The 24,165-nt window shown below is 69.0% G+C and carries 22 protein-coding genes; 12 read left to right on the top strand and 10 right to left on the bottom strand.

Annotation, left to right across the window (positions count from 1 at the left end; translation table 11 throughout):
* Positions 1-11 precede the first annotated feature (11 nt).
* Both ACH4TV_RS16260 and ACH4TV_RS16255 read left to right on the top strand, forming a co-directional pair.
* Positions 12-2,201: a SpoIIE family protein phosphatase gene (locus tag ACH4TV_RS16260; protein WP_398398427.1), complete on the top strand. Its 2,190-nt coding sequence runs from the start codon at positions 12-14 to the stop codon at positions 2,199-2,201.
* Between the two features lie 53 nt (positions 2,202-2,254).
* Positions 2,255-3,703 (top strand): cytochrome P450, encoded by a 1,449-nt coding sequence (locus tag ACH4TV_RS16255; protein WP_398398425.1) that lies wholly within the window; start codon positions 2,255-2,257, stop codon positions 3,701-3,703.
* Positions 3,704-3,749: 46 nt separating this feature from the next.
* Here ACH4TV_RS16255 and ACH4TV_RS16250 read toward each other — a convergent pair whose 3' ends face one another.
* The gene (locus ACH4TV_RS16250; RefSeq protein ID WP_398398423.1) at positions 3,750-3,938 is read right to left on the bottom strand and encodes a hypothetical protein; all 189 of its coding nucleotides are present in this window, start codon (positions 3,936-3,938) and stop codon (positions 3,750-3,752) included.
* Here ACH4TV_RS16250 and ACH4TV_RS16245 point away from each other — a divergent pair.
* A complete protein-coding gene (locus ACH4TV_RS16245; RefSeq protein ID WP_398398421.1) occupies positions 3,895-4,674 on the top strand; it encodes a Bro-N domain-containing protein in 780 nt (259 codons plus the stop codon). The genes ACH4TV_RS16250 and ACH4TV_RS16245 overlap by 44 nt on opposite strands.
* A gap of 89 nt (positions 4,675-4,763) precedes the next feature.
* Here the strand turns inward: ACH4TV_RS16245 and ACH4TV_RS16240 are convergent, their stop codons facing one another.
* The 3 genes from ACH4TV_RS16240 to ACH4TV_RS16230 all read right to left on the bottom strand — a co-directional run bounded on the left by ACH4TV_RS16240 (position 4,764) and on the right by ACH4TV_RS16230 (position 8,831).
* Complete coding sequence (locus ACH4TV_RS16240) at positions 4,764-5,735, bottom strand: pirin family protein (protein ID WP_398398420.1); 972 nt, start codon at positions 5,733-5,735, stop codon at positions 4,764-4,766.
* Positions 5,736-5,849: 114 nt separating this feature from the next.
* Positions 5,850-8,042, bottom strand: coding sequence for a YncE family protein (locus tag ACH4TV_RS16235; protein ID WP_398398417.1), 2,193 nt, complete (start codon positions 8,040-8,042; stop codon positions 5,850-5,852).
* A 300-nt stretch (positions 8,043-8,342) separates the two neighbouring features.
* Entirely contained in the window at positions 8,343-8,831 is a 489-nt protein-coding gene (locus ACH4TV_RS16230; RefSeq protein WP_398398415.1) for an SseB family protein, read from the bottom strand.
* A gap of 211 nt (positions 8,832-9,042) precedes the next feature.
* Between ACH4TV_RS16230 and ACH4TV_RS16225 the strand changes: the two genes are divergently transcribed.
* The 4 genes from ACH4TV_RS16225 to ACH4TV_RS16210 all read left to right on the top strand — a co-directional run bounded on the left by ACH4TV_RS16225 (position 9,043) and on the right by ACH4TV_RS16210 (position 13,785).
* On the top strand, positions 9,043-9,906 hold the full coding sequence (locus ACH4TV_RS16225) for an intradiol ring-cleavage dioxygenase (RefSeq protein ID WP_398398413.1): 864 nt from the start codon (positions 9,043-9,045) through the stop codon (positions 9,904-9,906).
* A 184-nt stretch (positions 9,907-10,090) separates the two neighbouring features.
* Positions 10,091-11,917: an acyl-CoA dehydrogenase gene (locus ACH4TV_RS16220; RefSeq protein ID WP_398398411.1), complete on the top strand. Its 1,827-nt coding sequence runs from the start codon at positions 10,091-10,093 to the stop codon at positions 11,915-11,917.
* Positions 11,918-12,157: 240 nt separating this feature from the next.
* A complete protein-coding gene (locus ACH4TV_RS16215; protein WP_398398409.1) occupies positions 12,158-13,462 on the top strand; it encodes a M18 family aminopeptidase in 1,305 nt (434 codons plus the stop codon).
* A gap of 104 nt (positions 13,463-13,566) precedes the next feature.
* Entirely contained in the window at positions 13,567-13,785 is a 219-nt protein-coding gene (locus ACH4TV_RS16210) for a DUF6458 family protein (protein ID WP_398398407.1), read from the top strand.
* A 36-nt stretch (positions 13,786-13,821) separates the two neighbouring features.
* Here the strand turns inward: ACH4TV_RS16210 and ACH4TV_RS16205 are convergent, their stop codons facing one another.
* The gene (locus ACH4TV_RS16205) at positions 13,822-14,244 is read right to left on the bottom strand and encodes a cupin domain-containing protein (protein ID WP_398398405.1); all 423 of its coding nucleotides are present in this window, start codon (positions 14,242-14,244) and stop codon (positions 13,822-13,824) included.
* A gap of 52 nt (positions 14,245-14,296) precedes the next feature.
* Here ACH4TV_RS16205 and ACH4TV_RS16200 point away from each other — a divergent pair, with 52 nt between their 5' ends.
* Together ACH4TV_RS16200 and ACH4TV_RS16195 are read left to right on the top strand one after the other, a co-directional pair.
* Positions 14,297-15,319 (top strand): helix-turn-helix domain-containing protein, encoded by a 1,023-nt coding sequence (locus ACH4TV_RS16200; RefSeq protein ID WP_398398403.1) that lies wholly within the window; start codon positions 14,297-14,299, stop codon positions 15,317-15,319.
* Complete coding sequence (locus ACH4TV_RS16195) at positions 15,316-15,810, top strand: LURP-one-related/scramblase family protein (protein WP_398398401.1); 495 nt, start codon at positions 15,316-15,318, stop codon at positions 15,808-15,810. The genes ACH4TV_RS16200 and ACH4TV_RS16195 overlap by 4 nt, the downstream gene beginning before the upstream one ends.
* A gap of 475 nt (positions 15,811-16,285) precedes the next feature.
* Here ACH4TV_RS16195 and ACH4TV_RS16190 read toward each other — a convergent pair whose 3' ends face one another.
* Positions 16,286-17,083: a carbon-nitrogen family hydrolase gene (locus tag ACH4TV_RS16190; protein WP_398398399.1), complete on the bottom strand. Its 798-nt coding sequence runs from the start codon at positions 17,081-17,083 to the stop codon at positions 16,286-16,288.
* Positions 17,084-17,381: 298 nt separating this feature from the next.
* Here ACH4TV_RS16190 and ACH4TV_RS16185 point away from each other — a divergent pair, with 298 nt between their 5' ends.
* Positions 17,382-18,206, top strand: coding sequence for a maleylpyruvate isomerase family mycothiol-dependent enzyme (locus ACH4TV_RS16185; protein ID WP_398398397.1), 825 nt, complete (start codon positions 17,382-17,384; stop codon positions 18,204-18,206).
* 129 nt (positions 18,207-18,335) lie between these two features.
* Here ACH4TV_RS16185 and ACH4TV_RS16180 read toward each other — a convergent pair whose 3' ends face one another.
* Together ACH4TV_RS16180 and ACH4TV_RS16175 are read right to left on the bottom strand one after the other, a co-directional pair.
* Positions 18,336-19,673 (bottom strand): nitrate/nitrite transporter, encoded by a 1,338-nt coding sequence (locus tag ACH4TV_RS16180; protein ID WP_398398395.1) that lies wholly within the window; start codon positions 19,671-19,673, stop codon positions 18,336-18,338.
* On the bottom strand, positions 19,670-20,332 hold the full coding sequence (locus tag ACH4TV_RS16175) for a GntR family transcriptional regulator (RefSeq protein WP_398398394.1): 663 nt from the start codon (positions 20,330-20,332) through the stop codon (positions 19,670-19,672). The genes ACH4TV_RS16180 and ACH4TV_RS16175 overlap by 4 nt, the downstream gene beginning before the upstream one ends.
* Before the next feature lie 311 nt (positions 20,333-20,643).
* On the opposite strand from ACH4TV_RS16175, the gene ACH4TV_RS16170 reads away from it, so the two are divergent.
* On the top strand, positions 20,644-21,546 hold the full coding sequence (locus ACH4TV_RS16170) for a D-alanyl-D-alanine carboxypeptidase family protein (protein WP_398398837.1): 903 nt from the start codon (positions 20,644-20,646) through the stop codon (positions 21,544-21,546).
* Positions 21,547-21,733: 187 nt separating this feature from the next.
* Positions 21,734-22,738: a BRO family protein gene (locus ACH4TV_RS16165; protein WP_398398835.1), complete on the top strand. Its 1,005-nt coding sequence runs from the start codon at positions 21,734-21,736 to the stop codon at positions 22,736-22,738.
* Positions 22,739-22,856: 118 nt separating this feature from the next.
* On the opposite strand, the gene ACH4TV_RS16160 is transcribed toward ACH4TV_RS16165, so the two are convergent.
* The gene (locus tag ACH4TV_RS16160) at positions 22,857-23,054 is read right to left on the bottom strand and encodes a DUF397 domain-containing protein (RefSeq protein WP_398398392.1); all 198 of its coding nucleotides are present in this window, start codon (positions 23,052-23,054) and stop codon (positions 22,857-22,859) included.
* Between the two features lie 5 nt (positions 23,055-23,059).
* Entirely contained in the window at positions 23,060-23,938 is an 879-nt protein-coding gene (locus ACH4TV_RS16155; protein WP_398398390.1) for a helix-turn-helix domain-containing protein, read from the bottom strand.
* Positions 23,939-24,165 lie beyond the last annotated feature (227 nt).

Raw genomic sequence — 24,165 nt, 5'->3', positions numbered from 1 at the left:
AAAGTAGGTCAATGCGCACTGGTGAGCCCCTGCCCGCCGTGGGGGACGTCCTGGTCGCCCTCGCGACCGGCCTGTGGCATTGGGACACGGCCACCAACCTGGTCACGCTGGACGCCGAGGCGGCCCGCCTGCTCGGCCTGCCCGCCGAGCCGACCACCCTCACGGAGGCCGCGACCCGGGCCCGCCTCCACCCGGTCGACTGGAACGAGATCGCCGGAGTCATCCAGCTCTCCGTGGCCGAGGACAGCATCGCCGAGGTGCGGGTCCGGGTCATGGACGAGCAGGGCCGGGTGATCCGCACGGCACGCAGCCGCGCGAAGCCGACCTTCAAGCACGACCTGAAGGCGTACGACGTGATCGGCACCCTCCAGGAGGTCAGCGAACCCCCGCCGGGTGCCGCCGCGCGCACCCCGGTCACCGGGGACTGGCGCCGCTCGCGCGAGGCGTTCCTGCTGGACGCGGGCCGGGCGCTGGCCGAGGCCCGGTCCACGGAGGAGGTGCTGCGGGTCGCGGCCGGCCTGTCGATGCCGGGCTTCTCACCGGACGGCCTCGCAGTCTTCGGCGTCCAGGGCGACCGCCTCACCGTCATCGGCCACCACGGCCAGCGCCCCGGCGACGAGCGCCCCTTCTCCCACATGCCCCTGGAGACCGACTACCCGGCCGCCGAGGTGGTCCGCACCGGCCGGGCCGTCTACCTCTCCTCCCCCGAGGCCTACCGGTCCCGCTACCCCGCCGCCTGGCCACTCGCCCAGGTGTTCGACCGCCAGTCCTGGGCGTTCCTCCCGCTGACCGTCGCGGGCCGCACGATGGGCGCCTGGATGGCCGGCTTCGCCTACCCGGTCAGCTTCACCCCCGACGAACGCTCGGTCCTGACGACGGTCGCCCGCATGCTCGCCCAGGCCCTCTCCCGGGCAGGAGTGGCGGAGTCGGAACGGGAGCTCACGGACGGCCTCCAACGCTCCATGCTGCCGACCCTCGGCCCCGAGATACCCGGCATGGACGTCGCCGCCCGCTACATACCGACCGGCGGCGGCCTCCAGGTCGGCGGCGACTGGTACGACATGATCCCGCTGCCTGGCGGCGGGCGCTTCGCCCTGGTCATCGGCGACGTCCAGGGCCACGACGTCCGCGCCGCGGGTCTGATGGGCCAGCTCCGCATAGCGCTGCGTGCCTACGCCTCCGAGGGCCACCGCCCCGACGCGGTCCTCTCCCGCGCCTCCCGCTTCCTGCACGGCATCACCCACTCCGCCGACAGCACGGGCAGCGGCGACCTGCGCTTCGCGACCTGCCTGTACGTCGAGGTCGACCCCGCGACCGGCGTCCTCGACATCGCCCGCGCCGGCCACCCGGACCCGGCGATCCGGATGGCGGACGGCACGGTACTGGCCCGCCCGACCGCCGGCGGCCTGCCCCTGGGCATCGACCCGGACGCCGACTACCCCACCACCCTTCTCTCCCTCGAACCCGGCGAGACGATGCTGCTGTGCACCGACGGCCTCATCGAGACCGGCGGCCACGACCTGGAAACGGGCTGGCAGCGCATCCGTACGACCCTGGAGGAACACAAGGGTGACCTCACGGACGACGGCCTGGAGGAACTGGCCGACGCCCTGGTCCAGGCCGTGCACGGCCCGTCCTCGCACCACACCACCGGCCCTCTGGCCGACCGCCGCGAGGACGACATAGCGCTGCTGCTCCTGAGCCGCCCGACCGCATGCGAAACCGACGGCACCCTGCCACCGGCGGTGCACCCCACGGTCCGCCGCACCATGCTGACGATCGCCCAGGCGGAACCCGAGCGCATCGCCGTGGCCCGCCAGCAACTCCGCGAACAGCTCCACGACTGGCCCTGCCCCGACCAGGTCGACTCGGCGGTCCTCCTGATCTCCGAGACGACCACCAACGTCCTCGTCCACACGGACGCCGACGCCCTGGTCGTCGCCGAGGTCACCGGCGACCCCGGCGAGCGCCGCATACGCGTCGAGGTCACCGACGTCAGCGACGACCTCCCGCACACACGCCGCCCGGGCGAACTGGCCTCCTCGGGCCGGGGGTTGACGCTGATCGAGATGCTCGCGGACGCATGGGGAGTGGACCCCCGGGGCGAAGGCAAGAGCATCTGGTTCGAGCTGTACGAGAAGGAGGGAGAGAAGACGGGGGAGAAGGCGGAGCAGAAGACAGGGGAGGAGCTGGAGGAGTAGGGGAAGCGGGAAAGGAGACCCCCCGGGCACTCCGAAAAGCGGATGATAAGACCATGGCTGTCACGCGCACCGTACGCACGACCGCAGGCACGACCACTCCCGTCCCCGGCCCCACCGGCCACCCCCTGCTGGGCTCGGCGCTCGACCTCCGCAGGGACCCGCTCGGCACCTTCCTGCGCGCCCAGCGCGAGCACGGCGACGTGGTCCGCCTCACCGCCGGCCCACCCGGCCTCCGTACGGTCATGTACTGCGTGTTCTCCCCCGAGGGCGCCCAGCAGGTGCTGGCCACGCAGGCCGCCGGCTTCCGCAAGGAGAACGTCTTCTACGAGGAGATACGCCAGACCGCGGGCAACGGCCTCCTCACCAGCCAGGACGACGACTACCTGCGCCAACGCCGCCTGATCCAGCCCCTGTTCACCAAGAAACGGGTCGACGGCTACGCCACCGCGATCGTCCACGAGGCCGAGGCGACAGCGGCACACTGGCGGAACACGCCCGAGGTGGACGTCGTACGGGAGATGGACCGCCTGGCCCTGCGCACCGTCGCACGCGTCCTGTTCGGCGCCGACGTCGAGGCCGCGGTGGACGTCATCCACACCAACTTCCCGGTCATCAGCGCGTACATCACCGGCCGGGCCTACTCCCCGCTCCGGGTCCCCCGCACCTGGCCCACCCCGTCCAACCGACGCGCGGAGAGGGCGACCCGGGCGGTGTACGAGGTCTGCGACCGGATCATCGCGTCCCGCAGAGAAGGGATAGGGAACGGGAACGGGAACGGGGTCGTGGGTACTGGCGGCGACGACCTGCTCTCCCTCCTCTCCCTGGCGTCGAACGAGGAGGACGGCAGCCTCGACGCCACCGAACTCCGCGACCAGGTCCTGGTGTTCCTCCTCGCGGGCCACGAGACGACGGCGACGTCACTGGCCTTCGCCCTCCACCTCCTGGCCCGCCACCCCGAGCCACGGGCCCGCGCAAGGGAGGAGGTCGACCGTCTTCCACCCGGGGAGCCCTTCACGGCCGCGACGATGGACCAACTCCCGTACCTGACAAGGGTCCTGAAGGAGACGATGCGCCTCTACCCGGCCGCTCCGCTGACGGGCCGGCGGGCGGTGGCGGACACGGAGATCGACGGCCACGTCATCCCCGCGGGCGCGGACGTCCTGATCGCACCCTGGGTCACCCACCGCCACCCGGCCCACTGGACGGACCCCGACCGCTTCGACCCGGACCGCTTCACCCCGGACCAGGAATCCACCCGCCACCGCTACGCCTGGTTCCCCTTCGGCGGCGGCCCCCGCGCGTGCATCGGCCGCCACTTCTCGATGCTGGAGTCGGTCCTCGCCCTGGCGGTACTGCTGCGCGAGTACGACCTCGACGCGGTGGACACCGAGGTCCCGGTGACGGCGGCGGTGACCTTGCAGGCGGCGGGGAGGGCTCGGGTGGGGGTCCGGGCGCGCAGGCCGGGGCCCGGCGTCAAAGCCGATGCGCCAGCCTCCCCCTAATGAATGAACAAGTTTGCTATGGACGCACGTTGCTTCTCCACCCCACTTACTTTCCGAGGTGGAGGTGATGCTCGATGTACGAGCAGAACAACAACAGGCCGTCGGACGAATCGACGGCACAGCGGCAGGACGCGGTCGACATCAACGACTTCGTGTACGCGGCCACAGGGGCGCGGGTGCGGAGGCTGACGATGCCGGACGGGACGCACTGGTTTCCCGCAGTGGACGTCTGCAAAGAGCTGGGGTACACAACCCCCCGAAAGGCACTGCTCGACCATGTCCCCGAAGAGCACCGAGAGTTTCTTGAGACAGTGACTGGAAGTCACTGTCTCAGCGTTCCCGCAGGTCGGGGGTGGCGACGAGACATGAACCTCATCGATCTCCAGGGCCTGATCCGCTTGGTCAACGGCTGCACCAAGCCCGGGTCCCAACCCTTCAAATCCTGGGTCTCGGAAGTCATCGCCACCATCCAGCGCGACGGCTCCTACTCCCTCGAACCTGCCGCCCTGCAACCCACCCCGACCACCGTCACCGCCTACGCCGTCCCCCAACAACTGGCCGACGCCCTCGTCCGTCTCGAAGAACGCGTCGACCGGCAGGACGAAACGCTGCGCCAGATCGACAACAAGCAGAACGTGATCGTCGACCTGCTCGGCGACATCACCCGGACCCTCCGCCGCACAGGAGACCGCACCCGCCAGGTCGAGGCGCCGGAGCTGACACCCCAACAGCTCCTGTCCAACTGGAAGTCCAGGAACCTCGTCGTCACCGAGGACGTCCACACGGTCGCCGCCCACCTGGCCCCGGCCCTGCTGCACGGCGGCGCCAACTACAGCGTGGAGGAGATCTCCGTCCACACCGGGCTCTCCCCGGACCGCGTCCGCCACAGCCTGGAGCTGCTGTCCGAGCAGGACTGCGTACGCCAGGTGGGCCGCGCTCCGGACGACACACCGTTCTACGTGCTGCCGTAGTCCAGTAGCCCCCAGAAAGACAGGCCCGAAGCCGCAAAACGAAGTTGCGGCTTCGGGCCTGGTCGTACCGTACTCAACTTTCGAGGGGCCTACAGGCCACCCTCCGACATTCCGTGCACCGCCGGGACAGTTCCCAGCCGGCCCTTCTGGAAATCCTCGAACGCCTGCTCAAGCTCCGCCCTCGTGTTCATCACGAAGGGGCCGTAGTGGGCCATCGGCTCACGGATCGGCTGCCCACCGAGGAGGACGACCTCCAGGTCCGGGCTGTTCGCGTCCTGCAGTTCGTCCGCGCGGACCGTCAGGGAGGAACCCGCGCCGAAGACCGCCGTCTGGCCCTTGTGGACCGGGCGCCGGTCCGTGCCGACGCTGCCGCGGCCCGCGAGGACGTAGGCCAGGCCGTTGAAGTCCTCCCGCCAGGGGATGGTGATCTCCGCACCCGGGGCCAGCGTGGCGTGGACCAGGCTGATCGGGGTGTGGGTGATGCCGGGGCCCTGGTGGCCGTCCAGCTCGCCGGCGATGACGCGCAGGAGCGCGCCGCCGTCGTGGGACGTGAGGAGCTGTACCTGACCGCCCCGGATGTCCTGGTAGCGCGGGGCCATCATCTTGTCCTTGGCCGGGAGGTTCACCCACAGCTGGATGCCGTGGAAGAGACCGCCGGACATGACGAGCGACTCCGGGGGCGCCTCGATGTGGAGGAGGCCCGAACCGGCCGTCATCCACTGGGTGTCCCCGTTGGTGATGGTGCCGCCGCCGCCCTGGCTGTCCTGGTGGTCGAAGATCCCGTCGATGATGTACGTGACGGTCTCGAAACCACGGTGGGGGTGCCAAGGGGTGCCCTTCGGCTCCCCAGCTCCGTAATCCACCTCACCCATCTGGTCCATCATGATGAACGGGTCGAGGTGCTTGTAGGCAATCCCGGCGAACGCCCGGCGCACCGGGAAGCCCTCGCCCTCGAAACCGCTCGGCGCGGTCGTGACGGTGAGCACGGGGCGGGCCACGGCGTCGGCCGGTGCGGCCACACGGGGCAGGGTCAGCGGGTTCTCGACGGTCACTGCAGGCATGTCGGGACCTCCTTGTGCGGCCAGTTTAGTTGATTATTGAACTTCCTGCTACCCCTAACAGGGAGAGCCCGGAGGGCATTCCCTCCGGGCTCTCCTCGTGAACGGGCAGGCCCGTCAGTTGGTGAAGTTCAGGTACTTCCAGGCTCCGAACGTCGTCGCGTTCACGTTGTCGCCGGAACCGCCGTCGACGTAGACCGACCGGACCCGGGCCCGGATGCCCGACTCACCGGGCGCGAGGAGCTGCACGGACGACTTGCCGTCCCTGCCGATCGCGAAGTACTCGGAGGCGCCGGAGTACCACTTGCCCTCGTAGTAGACCTCCAGGTCGAAGCGCTGCTGGCGGCCCGGGTAGTAGGGCATCGAGGTCGTCAGCACCGGGTCCGTGTTCTTGCGGAACCAGAAGTACGAGGTCGAGCCGATCTTGCCCGTCTTGTAGTGCCGGGAGACGGCCGTGGAAATCCTCGTCCGGGCGTTCGACGTGACCTTGGTCGTCTTCGGAGCGAACCGGGCGTCACCCTTGAAGACCGCGGTGACGGTCGTGTCGCGGGTCATGTCGACGGTCACCGCGAGGTTCCCGGCCGAGTTGACCTTGCCGACCTTGATCAGCTTCTTCGGCCTGTCGGTGCCGTGCGGGTCGACCCAGATCTCGACGGTGCGGTTCTTGTACGTCCCGCCCAGGTGCGCGGTGAACTTGACGTCGGTGCCGTAGTTGAAGGTCTTCTTGTTGTTGTTCAGGGTCAGCGTCGTCGCCGCACGGGAGACCGCGACCTTGTCCGAGGCGACGGCCGGGGTGTGCGTGGCGTCGCCCGCGTACGCCACCTTGTAGGTGACCGTGCCGCCGACCGTCGGGGTGTCCGTGAACGAGTACGTCCCGTTCGGCTTCACCGTGACCGAGGGCAGCCGCCTGCCGTTCGGGGCCTCCATGTCGGTACGGGTGACCGTCAGCTTGACGCCGGCCGGCAGCGCGACCGTCGCCGACAGACCCCCGGAGACCGTGAGCTTCTTGGCGCGGGTGGCCTTCGACGGAGCGTTCACCGTCAGGGTCGGGACGCTCTTCGTCGGCTCGGTGAGCGCCTTGAGGGTGTAACCGGTGGACGTCCCGACCAGGGCGAAGACCCGGGAGGCATCCGGCGCCCAGGCCACCTCGGCGTTGCCGTAGACGCCGGTCGTGTACGTACGGAGCGGCCTCGTGGCGTTCGGCCGGAAGACGGCCACCTTGGTGCCGTTGACCTGGGCCACCAGGCCGTTCGGGGCGATGTCGGCGCTCCGGCCGACGGGATAGGCGCCCGCCTTCTTGAACGTGCCGTCCGCGTAGGCGTCCCGGTCCGTGCCGTTGACCAGTACCTGCGGGGCTCCGGGGACGAGGTCGATGTCACCGATGCCGTCGTTGAGCGTGTAGTCGCCGTTGTGCCAGGCGGTCAGCTGGGGCGTCGCTCCGGAGACGTCCACGACGGCCATCGAGGACGTGGTCAGGCCGGTCTCACCGACGGCCAGCAGATCGGGCGCTGACGGGTCCGCGTCGAGCAGCCCCTGGCCCCAGATGCCGGGGTGTCCCTGCGGGAACAGTTCCATCGACACCGGGCCGGCCGCTGCCGCGAGAGCCCCGGTGGGCGTCTCGGGGGAGGCCTCGGTGGGGTCGACGGTGGGTTCGGCGGACGGGTCCACGGAGGGTTCCGCGGAAGTGTCGGCAGAGGTCTCGGGCGACGGCTCCGGGGAGGAGGGCTCGGCGGAGGGTTCCCCGGTGGGCTCGGCGCTCGGCTCCGCTGTGGGCGTCACCGGCGGCTCGGACGGCGGCGTCGGTTCCGGCGTCGGCTCGGGTACCGTCGGGGACGGCGACGGGTCCGGGTCCGGGTTGTCGCTCACCGTCGGGTCGACCGAGCCGACGTTGCCGTCCCACTGGTCGCCATAGCTGAACCAGAGCTTGCCGCCGGTGAACGCGAGGTGGCGCGGGCCGGTGTCGGTGGGGATGTCGTAGCGGGCGGTGATGTTCAGGGTGACCGTGTCCAGGGCCACGATCTGGTGCCGCGCCGGGAGGGACGCGTACAGGGTGCGGCCGTCGGCGGACAGCGCCAGGTCGGCGACCGAGCCGAGGCCGGTGACGGTGTCGACGACGTTGCCCGAGTAGTCCGCCGCCAGTACGCGGCCGTTGTCGCCGACGAAGACCCGCTTCAGGGTCCCGTCCACGACGATGCCGCCGGGCGCGGTCACCGTGGCGACGGCGGCCGCGGCGGGGCCGGTGGCGGCGACGCTCAGCGCCACCGAGCTGAAGAGGACGGCGAGCGCCGTCGCGGTCGAAGTGCTGCGCATGCGCACAGTAATGAACCCCCACAAGGAACCCGGAGTTGCCGGGAGATGAGAGCGCCGCGCGACACCCGGAACGACCGCCGAAAGCGGTGGCACACGGGGCGCGGCTGCCAGAAGGAACCCTATGGCATGCCTGTGACAATCGGGGAGGGGATTTCCGGCAAGGGGCTTATGGGACACGGGAGATGCGGGAACGGGAGGGCGGGAAACGGAAGGCGAGCCATGGACGGCGAGATGGACGATGAGATGGACGGCGGCAGCCCGCCGTACCCCTCGCGTACCCCTCGCGCCCGACCGGCGTCCTCAGCCGTACATCCGGCGCATCGCGAAGTCCACCATCTGCTCGACCGCCTTCGCGTCGAACACCATGCGGTGCTCGCCCTCCATGTCCACGACGAAGCCGTAGCCGGTGGGCAGCAGGTCGATGACCTCGGCGCCGGTGATCACGAAGTACTTGGACTCCTTGCCGGCGTACCGGCGCAGCTCCTTCAGTGAGGTGAACATCGGGATGACCGGCTGCTGGGTGTTGTGCAGCGCGAGGAACCCGGGGTTGTCGCCGCGCGGGCAGTACACCTTCGACGTGGCGAAGACCTGCTGGAAGTCCTCGGCCGACATCGAGCCCGTGGTGAAGGCGCGCACCGCGTCCGCGAGGGACGGCGGGGACGGCTCGGGGTACAGCGGCTGCTGCTGGCCATACCCGCCCGGCATCTGCTGCCCCGGCATCTGCTGCTGCGGCTGGGCGTACTGCTGCTGCGCAGCACCCCCGTCCCCCTGCTGGCCATATCCATACATGGGCGCAAGAGTACCGAGAGCCCGGCGGCACCGGGGCGGGCCCGTCCCCCCGCTTCCGCCGCCCGCCCCGGACCCGCCCCACCGGAAGTTCACAGGTTCGGCCCTGATTTCCCACAGCTGACGCCCATACCGTCGCCCTCGACAAAGAAATCACCAGGCAACGGCAAAGCCCGGATAATCGCCGGCAGGCACCACACAGGAGGAGACGGCCATGAGCGGACACGGGACCGGCCAGGGACACGGGCACCACGACCACGAGGACCACGAGCACGACAGAGGCCTCTCCTACGACTTTCCCGTCCTCGCCCGCCGCCGGATGATCCGGCTGCTGGCCGGTGCGAGCCTGGTTCCGCTGGTGGGCTGCACCACCGACGACGACTCCGCGGCCTCCGCCACCACCTCGGACCCCTCCTCCAGCAGCACCGGCTCCTCGTCGTCCGCCGAGTGCGCGACCATCCCGGACGAGACCGCCGGCCCCTACCCGGGCGACGGTTCGAACGGGGTGAACGTGCTCAAGGAGAGCGGGGTCGTCCGCAGCGACATCAGGTCCAGCTTCGGGAACTCGGCGGGCGGTACGGCCGAGGGTGTGCCGCTGACCGTCACGCTCACCGTCGTCGACGCGGCCTCCGGCTGCGGCACGCCCAAGGTGGGCGCCGCCGTCTACCTGTGGCACTGCGACCGCGAGGGCAACTACTCCCTCTACACGGAGGGAGTCACCGACGAGAACTACCTGCGGGGCGTCCAGGAGACGGACGACAAGGGCCAGGTCACCTTCACGAGCATCTTCCCGGGCTGCTACACGGGCCGCTGGCCGCACATCCACTTCGAGGTCTACGGCAGCCTGGAGGACGCGACCGCGGCCTCGTCGATAACGAACACCTCGCAGCTGGCGTTCCCGAAGGACGTCTGCGACACGGTGTACGCGACGGACGGGTACAGCAAGAGCGTGGAGAACCTGGGGGAGCTCTCCCTGGAGAGCGACATGATCTTCAGCGACGGTTACGACCAGCAGATGGCGGCCATGGAAGGCAGCGTGGACAAGGGCTACACGGCCACCCTCACCGTCCCGGTCTAGACCATCCAGGCCCTCAGTGGGCCGCCGACAGGCCCTCCCGGACGCGTGACGCGTCACAGATTCCGGGATGGGGTTGCGCCTTATTACCGACGGGTAGCATCATCGTGGGAAGAAGCTACTAGTTGGTATGTGAATTAGGCGCGAGGAGTCAGTGCCTCGCCGATCTCTCTACGGAGCAGTCGCCATGGGGCACTACAAATCGAATCTCCGCGACATCGAGTTCAACCTGTTCGAGGTACTCGGCCGGGACAAGCTGTACGGCACCGGCCCGTTCGCGGAGATGGACACCGACACCGCCAAGAGCATCCTCGAGGAGCTGACGCGCCTCGCGGAGAACGAGCTGGCCGAGTCCTTCACGGACGCCGACCGCAATCCGCCGGTCTTCGACCCCGAGACGAACACCGCGCCCGTCCCGGCGTCCTTCAAGAAGAGCTACAAGGCCTTCATGGACTCCGAGTACTGGCGCCTCGGCCTGCCCGAGGAGATCGGCGGCACCACCGCCCCGCGCTCCCTGATCTGGGCGTACGCGGAGATGCTGCTCGGCGCGAACCCGGCCGTGTGGATGTACGCCTCCGGCCCGGCGTTCGCCGGCATCCTCTTCGACGAGGGCAACGACGTACAGAAGAAGATCGCCCAGATCGCGGTCGACAGGACCTGGGGCTCCACCATGGTCCTCACCGAGCCGGACGCCGGCTCGGACGTGGGCGCCGGCCGCACCAAGGCGATCCAGCAGGAGGACGGTTCCTGGCACATCGAGGGCGTGAAGCGGTTCATCACGTCCGGTGAGCACGACATGGAGGAGAACATCCTCCACTACGTCCTCGCGCGGCCGGAGGGCCACGGCCCCGGCACCAAGGGCCTGTCCCTCTTCCTCGTACCGAAGTACCTCTTCGACTTCGAGACCGGCGAGCTGGGCGAGCGCAACGGCGCGTACGCGACGAACGTCGAGCACAAGATGGGCCTCAAGGCCTCCAACACCTGCGAGATGACCTTCGGCGACCGGCACCCGGCCAAGGGCTGGCTGATCGGCGACAAGCACGACGGCATCCGCCAGATGTTCCGGATCATCGAGTTCGCCCGCATGATGGTCGGCACGAAGGCCATCTCGACGCTGTCGACCGGCTACCTCAACGCCCTCGAGTACGCCAAGGAGCGCGTCCAGGGTCCCGACCTCGCGCAGTTCATGGACAAGGCCGCGCCCAAGGTCACCATCACGCACCACCCGGACGTGCGGCGCGCGCTGATCACGCAGAAGGCGTACGCGGAGGGCATGCGCGCCCTCGTCCTGCACACCGCGTCGATCCAGGACGAGATCCAGGTCAAGGAGGCGGCCGGCGAGGACGCCGCCGCCCTGGAGGCCATGAACGACCTCCTGCTCCCGATCGTGAAGGGCTACGGCTCCGAGAAGGGCTACGAGCAGCTCGCCCAGTCGCTCCAGACCTTCGGCGGCTCCGGGTTCCTCCAGGAGTACCCGATCGAGCAGTACATCCGCGACGCCAAGATCGACACCCTGTACGAGGGCACGACCGCGATCCAGGGGCAGGACTTCTTCTTCCGGAAGATCGTCCGCAACCAGGGCGCGGCCCTCAACTCCCTCGCCGAGGACATCAAGAAGTTCCTCGCGCCGGGCACGGGCGGCGAGGAGCTGTCGGTGGCACGCGAGCAGCTCGCCAAGGCGGCCGTCGAGCTGGAGGCGATCGTCGGCCTGATGCTGACGGACCTCGCGGCGACCGAGCAGGACGTCAAGAACATCTACAAGGTGGGCCTCAACACCACCCGCCTGCTGATGGCCTCGGGCGACGTCGTCGTCGGCTACCTGCTGCTCAAGGGTGCCGCCGTGGCCGCCGAGAAGCTTCCGACGGCGTCGGCGAAGGACGTCCCGTTCTACACCGGCAAGATCGCGGCGGCGAAGTTCTTCGCGGCCAACGTCCTCCCGGGCGTCACCGGCGCCCGCAAGCTCGCGGCCGGCGTCGACCTCGACCTGATGGAACTGGACGAGGCGGCCTTCTAGGACGCACGCAGGACGGACGTACGTCCGTAGGGACAGGCAACTTCGGCGGCCCGCACCGGGATTCACGTTCCGGGCGGGCCGCCGTATTGACGCCGTCCTACTGAACAGGGACACACCCTGGACACACCCCCACGGTCCGGCCAGTGTCCAAAAACCGACTGTCCGGCCTTCACATCCCCGTTACGAGAGCCCGCTCACCATCCCAGGGAGCGGGCGCTTGTACGTCGTTAAGGTGAACCCATGAGCGCACCCCACCGCTTCGACCGCGGCCACACCGACGACCTCATGTCCTTCCTGGCGGCGAGTCCGTCGCCGTACCACGCCGTGGCGAACACCGCCCAGCGGCTGGAGAAGGCCGGCTTCCGCCAGGTCGCCGAGACGGACGCCTGGGACGGGACGAGCGGCGGCAAGTACGTGCTGCGCGGCGGCGCGATCGTGGCCTGGTACGTCCCCGAGGGCGCCGCGCCGCACACCCCCTTCCGGATCGTCGGCGCCCACACCGACTCCCCCAACCTGCGCGTCAAGCCGGTGCCCGACCTGGGGGGACACGGCTGGCGCCAGGTCGCCGTGGAGATCTACGGCGGACCGCTGCTCAACTCCTGGCTCGACCGCGACCTGGGCCTGGCCGGCCGGCTGGTCCTGCGGGACGGCTCGACGCGCCTCGTCGACATCGACCGGCCCCTGCTGCGAGTCCCCCAGCTCGCCATCCACCTCGACCGTGCCGTGAACACCGACGGGCTGAAGCTCGACAAGCAGCGCCACCTGCAACCGATCTGGGGCATGTCGGACGACGTCCGCGAGGGCGACCTGATCGCCTTCCTCGAACAGGAGTCAGGACTCGCGCCGGGCGAGGTCACCGGCTGGGACCTGATGACCCACTCCGTCGAACCGCCCGCGTACCTGGGCCGCGACCGGGAACTGGTCGCCGGCCCACGCATGGACAACCTCCTGTCCGTGCACGCCGGTTCGGCGGCACTGGCGGCGGTCGCCACCGCCCCCGCCGGCGAGTCGCTGCCGTACATCCCGGTCCTCGCGGCCTTCGACCACGAGGAGAACGGCTCGCAGAGCGACACGGGCGCGGACGGACCGCTGCTCGGCAGCGTGCTGGAGCGTTCGGTGTTCGCGCGGGGCGGCTCGTACGAGGACCGCGCCAGGGCGTTCGCGGGCACCGTCTGTCTCTCCTCCGACACGGGCCACGCCGTCCACCCCAACTACGCGGAGCGGCACGACCCGACGCACCACCCGCGCGTCAACGGCGGCCCCATCCTCAAGGTGAACGTCAACAACCGCTACGCCACGGACGGTTCGGGCCGCGCGGTCTGGGTCGCGGCCTGCGACCGGGCCGGCGTCCCGTTCCAGAACTTCGTCTCCAACAACTCCATGCCCTGCGGCACGACGATCGGCCCGATCACCGCGGCGAGGCACGGCATCAAGACGGTCGACATCGGGGTGGCGATCCTGTCGATGCACAGCGCCCGGGAGTTGTGCGGCGCCGACGACCCGCACCTGCTCGCCAACGCGCTGGTGGCCTTCCTGGAGGGCTAGTTCACGGAGAGGTGCCTCCTGGCGGGCGGTCCCCGCATGTCTGTCCCCGGTCCGGGTACCCGATCCCGACCGGAACGACCGGACCGGACAGGGAGGCAACACTCATGGGCCTCGGCGGGTGCATCATCCTCATCGCTGTAGGAGCCATTCTCACGTTCGCGACCGACTGGGACATGGACGGGGTCAACCTCGACCTGGTCGGCGTCATCCTGATGATCGTCGGCCTGATCGGCACCCTGACATTCCGCAGCGTCGCGCGGCGCAGGCGGGTGCTGATACCGCCCTCGACGACCGTGATCGACGAGGACCGCCACCACAACTGAGCGGCCACGACGAGACAGTCCTTGACGGGACAGCCCTTACGCCAAGGCGTGTCCCGTCGTGGCGTCCACATGCACCGGTATGTCGTCGTGGTGGTCGCCCACGCTCAGGGTGCCGGTGGGTTCGAGGAGGAGGATCTCGGTGCGGACGGGTGCGTACGGCTTGTGTTCGGTGCCGCGGGGGACCGTGAAGGCCGAGCCCTTGGGGAGTACGACGGTCCGCTCACCGTCCGGCTCCCGCAGGGCTATGTGCAACTCGCCCTCCAGGACCAGGAAGAACTCGTCGGTGCGGTCGTGCACGTGCCAGACGTGCTCACCCTCGACCTTCGCGACGCGTACGTCGTAGTCGTTGACGGTGGTGACGATGCGGGGGCTCCACAGGGCGGTGAAGGAGGCCAGGGCGGCGGGGAGGGAAACCGGTTCGCCGCTCTTCGTCACGGATGAAGCCGAGTTGGATGTCATGGACTCATCCTGTGACATGGCCCGTCCGGCGTACGAGTGCTAGAAATCGCACATGCCGCAAGGATTCTCGCAGCTCCGGCCTCCGCCGGACGGACGGCAGCCGCATCGGGTCGCCGTGATCGTCGACGAGGGAACCAATCCGTTCGAGGTCGGTGTCGCGACCGAACTGTTCGGGCTGCCCCGGCCCGAACTCGGGCTGCCGGGGCCGCTGTACGAGGTGACGATGTGCGCGCCGACCCCCGAAGTCCGTCTGAACCACGGCTTCTTCACTCTCACCGGGGTGGCCGGACTGGAGACCGTGGACGCGGCCGACACCCTGGTCGTGCCGGGGCGCCCGGACAACGTGGTGCCGCGCGGCGATGCCGTACTCGACGCCGTACGACGCACCCACGCGCGCGGGGCACGCATGATGAGCCTGTGCACGGGAAGTTTCGCGCTCGCGGAAGCCGGGGTGCTGGACGGCCGCCGGGCCACCACCCACTGGCTCTGGGCCGAGACCTTCAAGCAACTGCACCCTCAGGTCCTGCTGGAACCGGACGTGCTGTTCACCGACGAGGGTGACATCCTGACCGCCGCCGGCAGCGCCGCCGCCCTCGACCTCGGCCTGCACATCTGGCGTACGGACCATGGTGCCGAGGTCGCCAACGCGGTCTCCCGGCGCCTGGTGTTCGCGGCCCACCGGGACGGCGGGCAACGCCAGTTCGTCGAACGTCCGGTGCCCGCGGTACCCGACGAGTCGCTGGGCCCGCTGCTGGCATGGGCTCAGGAACGACTGGGCGACCCGCTGACGGTGCCCGCTCTCGCGTCCCGGGCGGCGGTCTCGCCCGCCACCCTCCACCGCCGCTTCCGCGCCCAGCTCGGCACGACACCGCTGGCCTGGCTGACGGGCGAACGGGTGACCCTGGCCCGCCGGCTCATCGAACGCGGCGAGGAACGCCTCGACGTCGTAGCGGCACGCAGCGGCCTCGGAACGGCGGCGAACCTACGCGCCCGGCTCCGCCACGAGACCGGGCTCAGCCCATCGGCGTACCGGCGGCGTTTCGGACGCGGTGGCGGGGAACCGGTGTGTACATGAGATTCCTCGTACGCGACCGGCTGCTCGGCATCGGCGACGACTACTGGATCGAGGACCAGCACAGCAACAAGGTGTACCTGGTCGACGGCAAGGCGATGCGGCTGCGGGACACCTTCGAGCTGAAGGACACCCAGGGGCGGGTGCTGATCGACATCCGCCAGAAGATGTTCGCCCTGCGGGACACGATGGTGATCGAACGGGACGGCGCCCCCTTGGCGACGATCCGACGCAAACGCCTCTCGCTCCTGCGCAATCACTACCGTGTCTCGATGTCGGACGGCACGGAACTGGACGTCAGCGGCAAGATCCTGGACCGCGAGTTCGCCGTCGACTACGACGGTGAGCTGCTCGCCCAGATCTCGCGCCGCTGGCTGCACATCCGCGAGACCTACGGAGTCGACGTCGTACGGGACGACGCGGACCCGGCGCTGCTGATCGCAGTCGCGGTGTGCGTGATCCACCTGGCGGAGAAGGAGCGGGGGGAGGACTGAGAGGCGCCGCCGCTGCCGCCCAGGCCGCGTTTCCCACCCACCCACCCACCCGTTTGCCGTACCTGTCCAGCACAGCCCCAGGCCTCTCCCCCCACCCGGCACCCGAGAACAAGGCCCACCCAGCCCCACCTTCTCTCCCACCCACCCGCCCCCACCGCTCCTCCAGCCCAGGCGGCACCTCTCCAGCCCGGGCGGCACCTCTCAAGCCCGGGCGGCACCTCTCAAGCCCGGGCGGTACCTCTTGGAGCGCGGGCCGGCACCTCTCAAACCCAAGCGGTATCTCTCAGCCCAGGCGGTACCGCCCGAGCGCGGGCAGTACCTCTCATGCCCGGGCGGTACCTCTTGGAACGCGGGCCCGCATCTCCAGCCCGTCCGGCGTTTGAGGACAAGGCCCGTTCAGGGCCGTAGGGGGGTCTGGGGGCGCAGCCCCCAGGAACGGGATGGGACGGGTAGGGGCGGCGGGGGCGAGAAACCCTCAGTGCCGGCCCGGCACCGCCAGCCCCAGCATCCGATCCTTCAGCGCCGGAAACTGCTCCCGCGTCAACGCAACCTTCGCCGGGTCGAACTCGACGCTCAGGACCTCCTCGTCCGCCCCCGCCTCCCCCAGCACCTCACCCCACGGATCGACCACGATCGAGTGACCGGCCTGCGGAACTCCCGCATGCGTACCGGCCGTTCCACAAGCAAGGACGTATGCCTGGTTCTCGACCGCCCGTGCCTGCGCCAGCAGCGTCCAGTGGGCCCGCCGCCGCTCCGGCCAGCCCGCCGAGACGACAAGGGTCTCGGCACCCGCGTCGACAAGGCCACGGAAGAGTTCGGGGAAACGGAGGTCGTAACACGTGGCGACGCCGACGGTCGTCCCGGGGAGACGGACGGTCACCAACTCCTCGCCCGCCCCCATCAGCACGGCCTCGCCCTTGTCGAAGCCGAACCGGTGGATCTTGCGATAGGAGGCGGCCAGCTCACCGGCAGGGGAGAAGACGAGGGAGGTGTTGTACAGCGGCCCCTCAGGGTCACGCTCAGGAATCGAGCCCGCGTGCAGCCACACGCCCGCGTCGCTCGCCGCCTTCGCCATCGCCTCGTACGTCGGACCGTCCAGCGGCTCGGCCTCCGTCGCGAACTGCTCGTACGCGAAGGCCCCCGTCGTCCACAGCTCGGGCAGGACGACGAGGTCGGCACCGGCCTGGTCCCGTACCAGCGAGGCCACACGATGCCTGCGCGAATCGACCGATTCGTCCTCTTCTACACCGATCTGGATGAGCGAGGCGCGCACACTACCACCGTCCTGACATTCGAGCCGTTCACACGGGCCTACGATCGTCACACGAAAGCACTGCCGGGGTGCCGCACAGCAGCGTAACTTAACGTTCCAAGACACCCGCTGACAGCTATCCCGCCCGCGCCTACCCCACCCACCGCGAGAGCCGACACCACACCACCGCCGTCATCGCACCGCCACCGCCGCCACCGCCGCTACCGCCGCTACCGCCACCGCCGACAACGCCGTCGACACTCGCCGTCACCCGCCGTCGCCACTGCCCGCGTACCGACCGCCCGAGGGGTCCCGTTCCGTGAGTCTGCATCCCACTCTCCAGCCCTACGCCGACGCCTGGACCCAGTCCATCGAAGCGATATCCGAGCTGGTGACGCCGCTCGTGGAGGGCGAGTGGAACCGCCGGACCCCGTGTCCAGGCTGGTCGGTCCGTGACGTGGTCTCCCATGTCATCGGCATGGAGTGCGAGATGCTCGGCGACCCGCGCCCCATCCACACGCTCCCGCGCGACCTCTACCACGTCACCAACGAGCACCAGCGCTACATGGAGATGCAGGTCGACGTACGCCGGCACCACACGGCCCCGGAGATGACGTCCGAGCTGGAGTACACGGTCATCCGCCGCAACCGCCAGATGCGCAACGAGTCGCGGGAACCGGACGCGAAGATCCGCGGCCTCCACGGCCAGGAGACCGCCCTTGAGGACGCCATGATCACCCGGGCGTTCGACGTGTGGGTGCACGAGCAGGACCTGCGTACCGCCCTCGGCCGGCCCGGCAACCTCGACTCGCCCGGCGCGCACATCGCGCGGGACGTGCTGCTCGGCAGGCTGCCGAAGGCCATCGCCAAGGACGCGCAGGCGCCGCGCAGTTCGGCGATCGTCCTCGACGTGCACGGTCCCATCGAGTTCCTGCGCACGATCCGCGTCGACATCAACGGCCGCGGCACCCTCGAAACGTCCCCGGCCCTCGGCCCCGCCGCCAGTTTCGCCCTCGACTGGGAGACCTTCGTGCGCCTCGCCTGCGGCCGGGTGACCCCGGAAGCGGCAGCGGACCGCATCAAGGCGGAGGGCGACCCGGGACTGACGGCGGCGATCCTGCGCCATTTCTCCGTGACGCCGTAAGCCGTAACGCCAACCCATCCAGCCCGTCCGGCGATTGAGGACAAGGCCCGTTCAGGGCCGAAGCGGGGGCCTGGGGGCGGCAGCCCCCAGCGACGCCCACACCAGCACACCCGCACGGCAAACCGGCGCTCACACGGGAACGTGCACTGTAGAAACCCTGCTGGCAACCAACCGCTCCGACTCCCGCAGAGCGGCCCGCTTCCGCAACCGCAGGATCTGGCTGACGCCGACCCCCTGCAGCAGGAACACGAACGAGAACGCGACGGCGTAGTTGTCCCCGGTCGCGTCCAGCAGCACGCCGATCGCGAACAGCGTCGTCATGGAGGCGACGAAACCGCCCATGTTGGTGATCCCGGAGGCGGTCCCCTGACGCTCCGCCGGATTGGCGGGCCGGGCGAAGTCGAAACCGAGCATGGAAGCGGGCCCGCAGGCGCCGAGCACCGCGCACAGCGCCACGAGCAGCCACATCGGGGCGTGGTCGGCGCCGGCCAGCGCCGGGTAGGCGAGCGTCACCGCCCACATCAACGCGGTGGCGCCCACCGTGCCCAGCGCCAGCGGCAGCCGCGCCGTGTGGTGCCGGGCGACGATCTGCCCGTACACCAGGCCGATGACCATGTTGGAGAGCACGACCAGCGTCAGCAGCTCCCCCGCGGTCGCCCGCGTCAGGCCCTGTGCCTCGACGAGGAACGGCAGGCCCCACAGCAGCAGGAACACCATCGCCGGGAACTGGGTGGTGAAGTGCACCCACAGTCCGAGCCGCGTCCCGGGCTCGCGCCACGAGGCGGCGATCTGCCGGCGTACGTAAGCGGCCCCCATGTGCGGGAACGGCTCCGGTTCATGCCCCTCGGGGTGATCCTTGAGGAACACCAGCATCAGCACGAGGACGACGACACCGGCCACCGCGCTCCCCGCGAAGGCCGCCGTCCACCCCACACCGTGCAGCAGCCGGGCCAGCACGAGCGTCGAGACGAGGTTGCCTGCCATCCCGGCCAGCCCCGCGAGCTGCGCGATCATCGGCCCGCGCCGCGCCGGGAACCACCGGGACCCCAGCCGCAGCACGCTGATGAACGTCATGGCGTCACCGCACCCGAGCAGCGCACGGGACGCGAGAGCCATGCCGTACGAGGGGGAGAAGGCGAACCCCAGCTGACCGGCCGTGAACAGAACCGCCCCGATGGCCAGCACCTTCTTGGTGCCGAGCCGGTCGACGAGCAGCCCGACCGGTATCTGCATGCCCGCGTAGACGAGGAGCTGGAGGATCGAGAAGGTGGACAGGGCGGACGCGCCCACGTGGAAGCGGTCGGCGGCGTCGAGCCCGGCCACTCCCAGCGACGTACGGAAGATGACGGCGACGAAGTAGACCGAGACGCCGACGGACCAGACGAGGACGGCGCGGCGCCCGCCGGGCGGATCGCCGGGCAGCGAACCGTGGCCGGAACCGCCCTTCACAGCGCCCTTGCGGCTCATCGGACCTCGCCCCGGGCCAGGTTGGAGAACCAGCTGACGTGCCGGTGCACGAGGGCGACCGCCGCCTCAGGGTCGCCCGAGCGCAGCGCGTCGAGGATCTCCTGGTGTTCGACGAGCGTCTTGGTGATGCGGTCGGGGTGGGCGTACATGACGGCGACGCCCATCCTCAACTGCCGGTCGCGCAGCTGGTCGTAGAGGCGGGAGAGGATCTCGTTGCCTCCGCTGCGGACGATCTCGGCGTGGAAGCAGCGGTCGGTGACCGCGGCCCCGGCCAGGTCGCCGGCCGCGGCCTGTTCGTGCTGCCGTGCGAGCAGTTCCGTCAGCCGGGCGATGAGCTGCGGCGACGCGGGCACCGCCTTGCGGATCGCGTGCTCCTCGACCAGCTGCCGGGTCTCGACGACGTCCGCGATCTCCTGTGCGGAGACGGGCAGGACGAGCGCGCCCTTCTTCGGGTAGAGCTTGATCAGCCCCTCGGCCTCCAGACGCAGCAGCGCCTCGCGCACCGGTGTCCGGGAGACCCCGACGGCCTCGGCCAGCTCGCCCTCGGTGAGCAGCGTCCCGCCTTCGTAACGGCGGTCCAGGACACCCTCTTTGACGTGGGTGTAGACACGGTCGGCGGCGGGCGGTTGCTTCACGTGCTGCACGGCCAGGCTGCTCATGCCCACAGCATAGATACAACACGCATTCATGATGGCGGCCGTCCACCATACGGACCGTTACGCGACCCGTTCCGGCGCTCGGGCGTGACGTCGCCGCCCGGACAGCAGTTCAGTCTCCAGAAGGGTCGCGGGAACCACGGAGAGCCATACGGCGTCCCTCGAAAAGGGAAAATCGGGGAACCCGCCTCAGCACGCGCACAACCATCTGTGCTAGTTACGAGTCACACGAGAGCGGCGTTCCGCCGACACGGCCCAACTCGGCCGCTCTCCAGGGGCATTCGGACGATTCAGACGTAATCGGGGTATTGAAGTTGATAACCGGCATCAAGGGCATCCGTTTCCGCAGAGCCGCAGCCGTCGTGGTCACCACCGGCGCCGTGCTCGCGACGGGAGCGCTCACCGCGGCCCCCGCGCAGGCCGCTGTCGCCACGCCCACCATCACCGCCCCAGGCGGATTCATGATGAACAGCACCAACGGCGCGACCCTGTTCAGCAAGGCTCCCGACACGAGGCGGCTCACCGCTTCCACCACCAAGGTCATGACCGCGGCGGTCGTGCTCTCGCAGGCGAACGTGAACCTGGACACCAAGGTCACGATCAAGCAGGACATCAGCAACTACATGGTCAAGAAGGGCTACCCCTCGTCCGCCAAGCTGATCGTCGGTGACAAGGTCACCGTCCGTCAGCTGCTGTACGGGATGATGCTGCCGTCCGGCTGCGACGCCGCGATGGCCCTCGCCGACAAGTTCGGTACCGGCACGACAGTGGCCGCGCGCACGAAGTCGTTCATCGCGAAGATGAACGCGAAGGCCACGAGTCTCGGCATGAGGAACACGCACTTCGACTCGTTCGACGGTCTGAGCAACGGCAACAACTACTCGACGCCGAAGGACCTCACGCTGCTCGCCCGCAGCGCGATGAAGAGCGGCGCCTTCAAGGTCGTCGTGAAGACCAAGTCGTACACGGCGAAGACGATCACGAAGACCGGCGGCACCCGCAACACGACCTGGACGAACACCAACACCCTGCTCGGCTGGAACGGCACGCTCGGCATCAAGACCGGCTCGGGCACCGAGGCCAAGTACTGCCTCATCTTCGCCGCCACGAAGAACGGCGAGTCGGTGATGGGCGCCGTTCTGACCGCCTCCAACGCGACCAACCGCACAGCGGACGTCCAGAAGCTCATCAACTTCGGCTACGCGAAGATCACCTGACACACACGATCGACAAGCAAGAGGGGGCGGCCACTCGACAGTGGCCGCCCCCTCCGTCGTGCGTCCACCACGTTCTGGGCGCCTGCGCAGGGATATGCGTGATCTGCGCTCGGAGTGATGAACATCCCGGATCCTGTTGGCATATGCGTTGTGTGCCGATCTACGTTCCGCTGCGGAGGTGGTTTGTATGAGCGAACACGACACGACGTCGAGCACGGCACCGCAGACCGACGCGATCGACATCAACGACTTCGTGTACGGGGCTACAGGGGCCCGGGTGCGGAGGCTGACGATGCCGGACGGGAGCCATTGGTTTCCGGCGGCGGACGTTCTCGGTGAGCTTGGGTACACCAACCCGAGGAAGACCCTGAAAGACCACGTGCCGGACGAGTTCCGAACCCAACTCGAAAGCGTAACCACACGTTACGGTTCGGATGTTCCGGCTGGTCACGGCTTCAAGAAGTCGATGAACATGGTGAACCTGAACGGGCTCATCATGCTCATCGCGGCTACGACGAAACCGGAGACACGGCCCTTCAAACGATGGGTCGCGGAAGTCATCATCACGGTCCAGCGGGACGGTTCATACGCCCTTCCCAAGGCGGAGGTGCAGCCCCGCGACCCGAGCGCTCCTGTGTCCTACGCGATGCCCGCACAGGTCGCCGACGCGATCGTGCGGCTCGAGGAGCACAACGCGCGACTGGACGAGGAGTTCGCCGAGGCGCAGCGCATGTCGCAGGAAACTCGGCATGAAGCCCAGCGAACACGCTTGGAGGCCCAGCAGACCCGACTGGAGATGCTCGACCTCCAACGAACCTCGGCGCAGACGCAATCCCGTATGGCGGATGCCATGGACCGGATCGCGGACGCGCTGGAGACGTTCCGTCCTGTCCGGGCGGTCCCCTCGGCAGCCCCGGCGGACACGTACCGGACGAGTGCCGAAGCCCTTCTCGCGGACTGGAGGTCACGGATGTCGGTGACCGAGGACGTGTGGGCCGTGGCCGTCACGATCGCACCCGTGCTCGCCGAGCACGGCGAGATCCGAATGTCGCTGGAGTCGCTCGCGGCCCGGACGGGGCTGAACACCCACCGGGTCAACGAGTGCCTGCGGTTCATGCGGAGGCATGCGTGCATCCGGTCACTGGGCGGCACGGAGGAGGGAGCACTCGTCTACGTGCCGGCTCGGCCGTAGTCGCAGCCGGGTGACGGTAGTTGAGCGGCCGGTCGCAAACCGAAATTGCGACCGGCCGCTCGGCGTCTGAGCCTACGCGACCGGGGTCGGTGTGTGCCGGTTTCCGTACGTTCCGCCGTCAGGCGTCGGCGTCGCGTGCGACGATGAGCCCGCCGAACGCCGCCCAGGTGGAGGGGGCGAGGCTGAGTATCGGACCGTCCAGGTCCTTGGAATCGCGGATGGCCACTGTGCCGAGTACGTTGCGAGCGACTTCCACGCATTCCTGGCCTGCGTTGCCGCCGCTGTAGCTGGACTTCACGAACTCGAATGCGAGCACGGTGACTACGTCTCCTTGAGGATCCCCTCGATCAGACTGATCGAGTTGCGCTGCGCCAGGCTCAGCCGCGTGACGCGGTCGAAGAGCACGTTGTGCCGGTCGGCATCAGTATTGCTCTCCAGCCAGAGGGTCGACGAGGTGGTGTCCACATGGACGACGTCCAGTGCTCCGGGCTCGGCGAAGGACACGATGGTGAAGGCGCTGTTCATCCCGGGGTGAGCACCCGCGAGGTAAGGAAGCACCTGCAACTTCACGTTCGGCTGTCGCCCTACGTCCAGCAGGTGCCCGAGTTGTCCCCGCATAACCTGGCGTCCGCCCACGAGCTGACGCAGGGCCGCCTCGTGCATCACCGCCCACAACTCCAGCGGGTTGTCACCCCTGAGACGCGCCTGTCGCGTCATCCGGGACTCCACAAACGGCTCGATCTCGTCCGGGTCCTCCCAGTGGCCGTTGCCGACAGCCAGTGCGCGAGCGTAGTCAGGCGTCTGCAACAGCCCCGGTACAACCGCGAGTTGCCAGGTCCGGACGTTGGTTGCGATGTCCTCCAGTGCCACATACTCGGCCATAGCGGCAAGCTGGGGGTACTGATTCCACCAGCCGTGCGCCTTGCGACGCTCACGGTCGGCCTTCGCGAGGGCCAGCAGCCTGTCGATCACCAACTCGTCTGTCTGACCGTACAGATGACATAGCGCCCTGACATCGGGATCACGCAGCGGTACCTGGCCACGCTCAATCTTCGCGACCTTCGCAGGAGATGCCGTCAGTGCCTCCGCGGCATGCGTCTGCCGTAGGCCGCACTCCTCCCGCATGCGCAGCAGTTCCCCGCCGAGCCTGCGTCCGAGGACGGTTGAGATGGTGCGCCCCCGGTCCGGGTTGTTCCCCATGCAGTGATCCCTCCCGATGAGTCGCCTCAGTCTGTAGTGCAGTGCAGCCAACCCACAACTTGGGCATTGATATTTCTGCCTACGTTAGATTGATGCCGCGCCTATATTCAACTACCGTCAGTCCCAAGTCGCCCACTCAGCGAAACCAGTTGGCGGAAGCGCACCGTGCTGCCCACACGCATGCCGCACGGCGGAGCCACCCCGACTGACCGGCCCCGTCATACACA

Origin of the sequence: Streptomyces sp. NPDC020898 (assembly GCF_044333925.1) — a bacterium.
Classification (GTDB): Bacteria; Actinomycetota; Actinomycetes; order Streptomycetales; family Streptomycetaceae; genus Streptomyces.
Note: the sequence above shows the minus strand (reverse complement) of the source record. Positions and strands in the feature narration are given on the sequence as shown.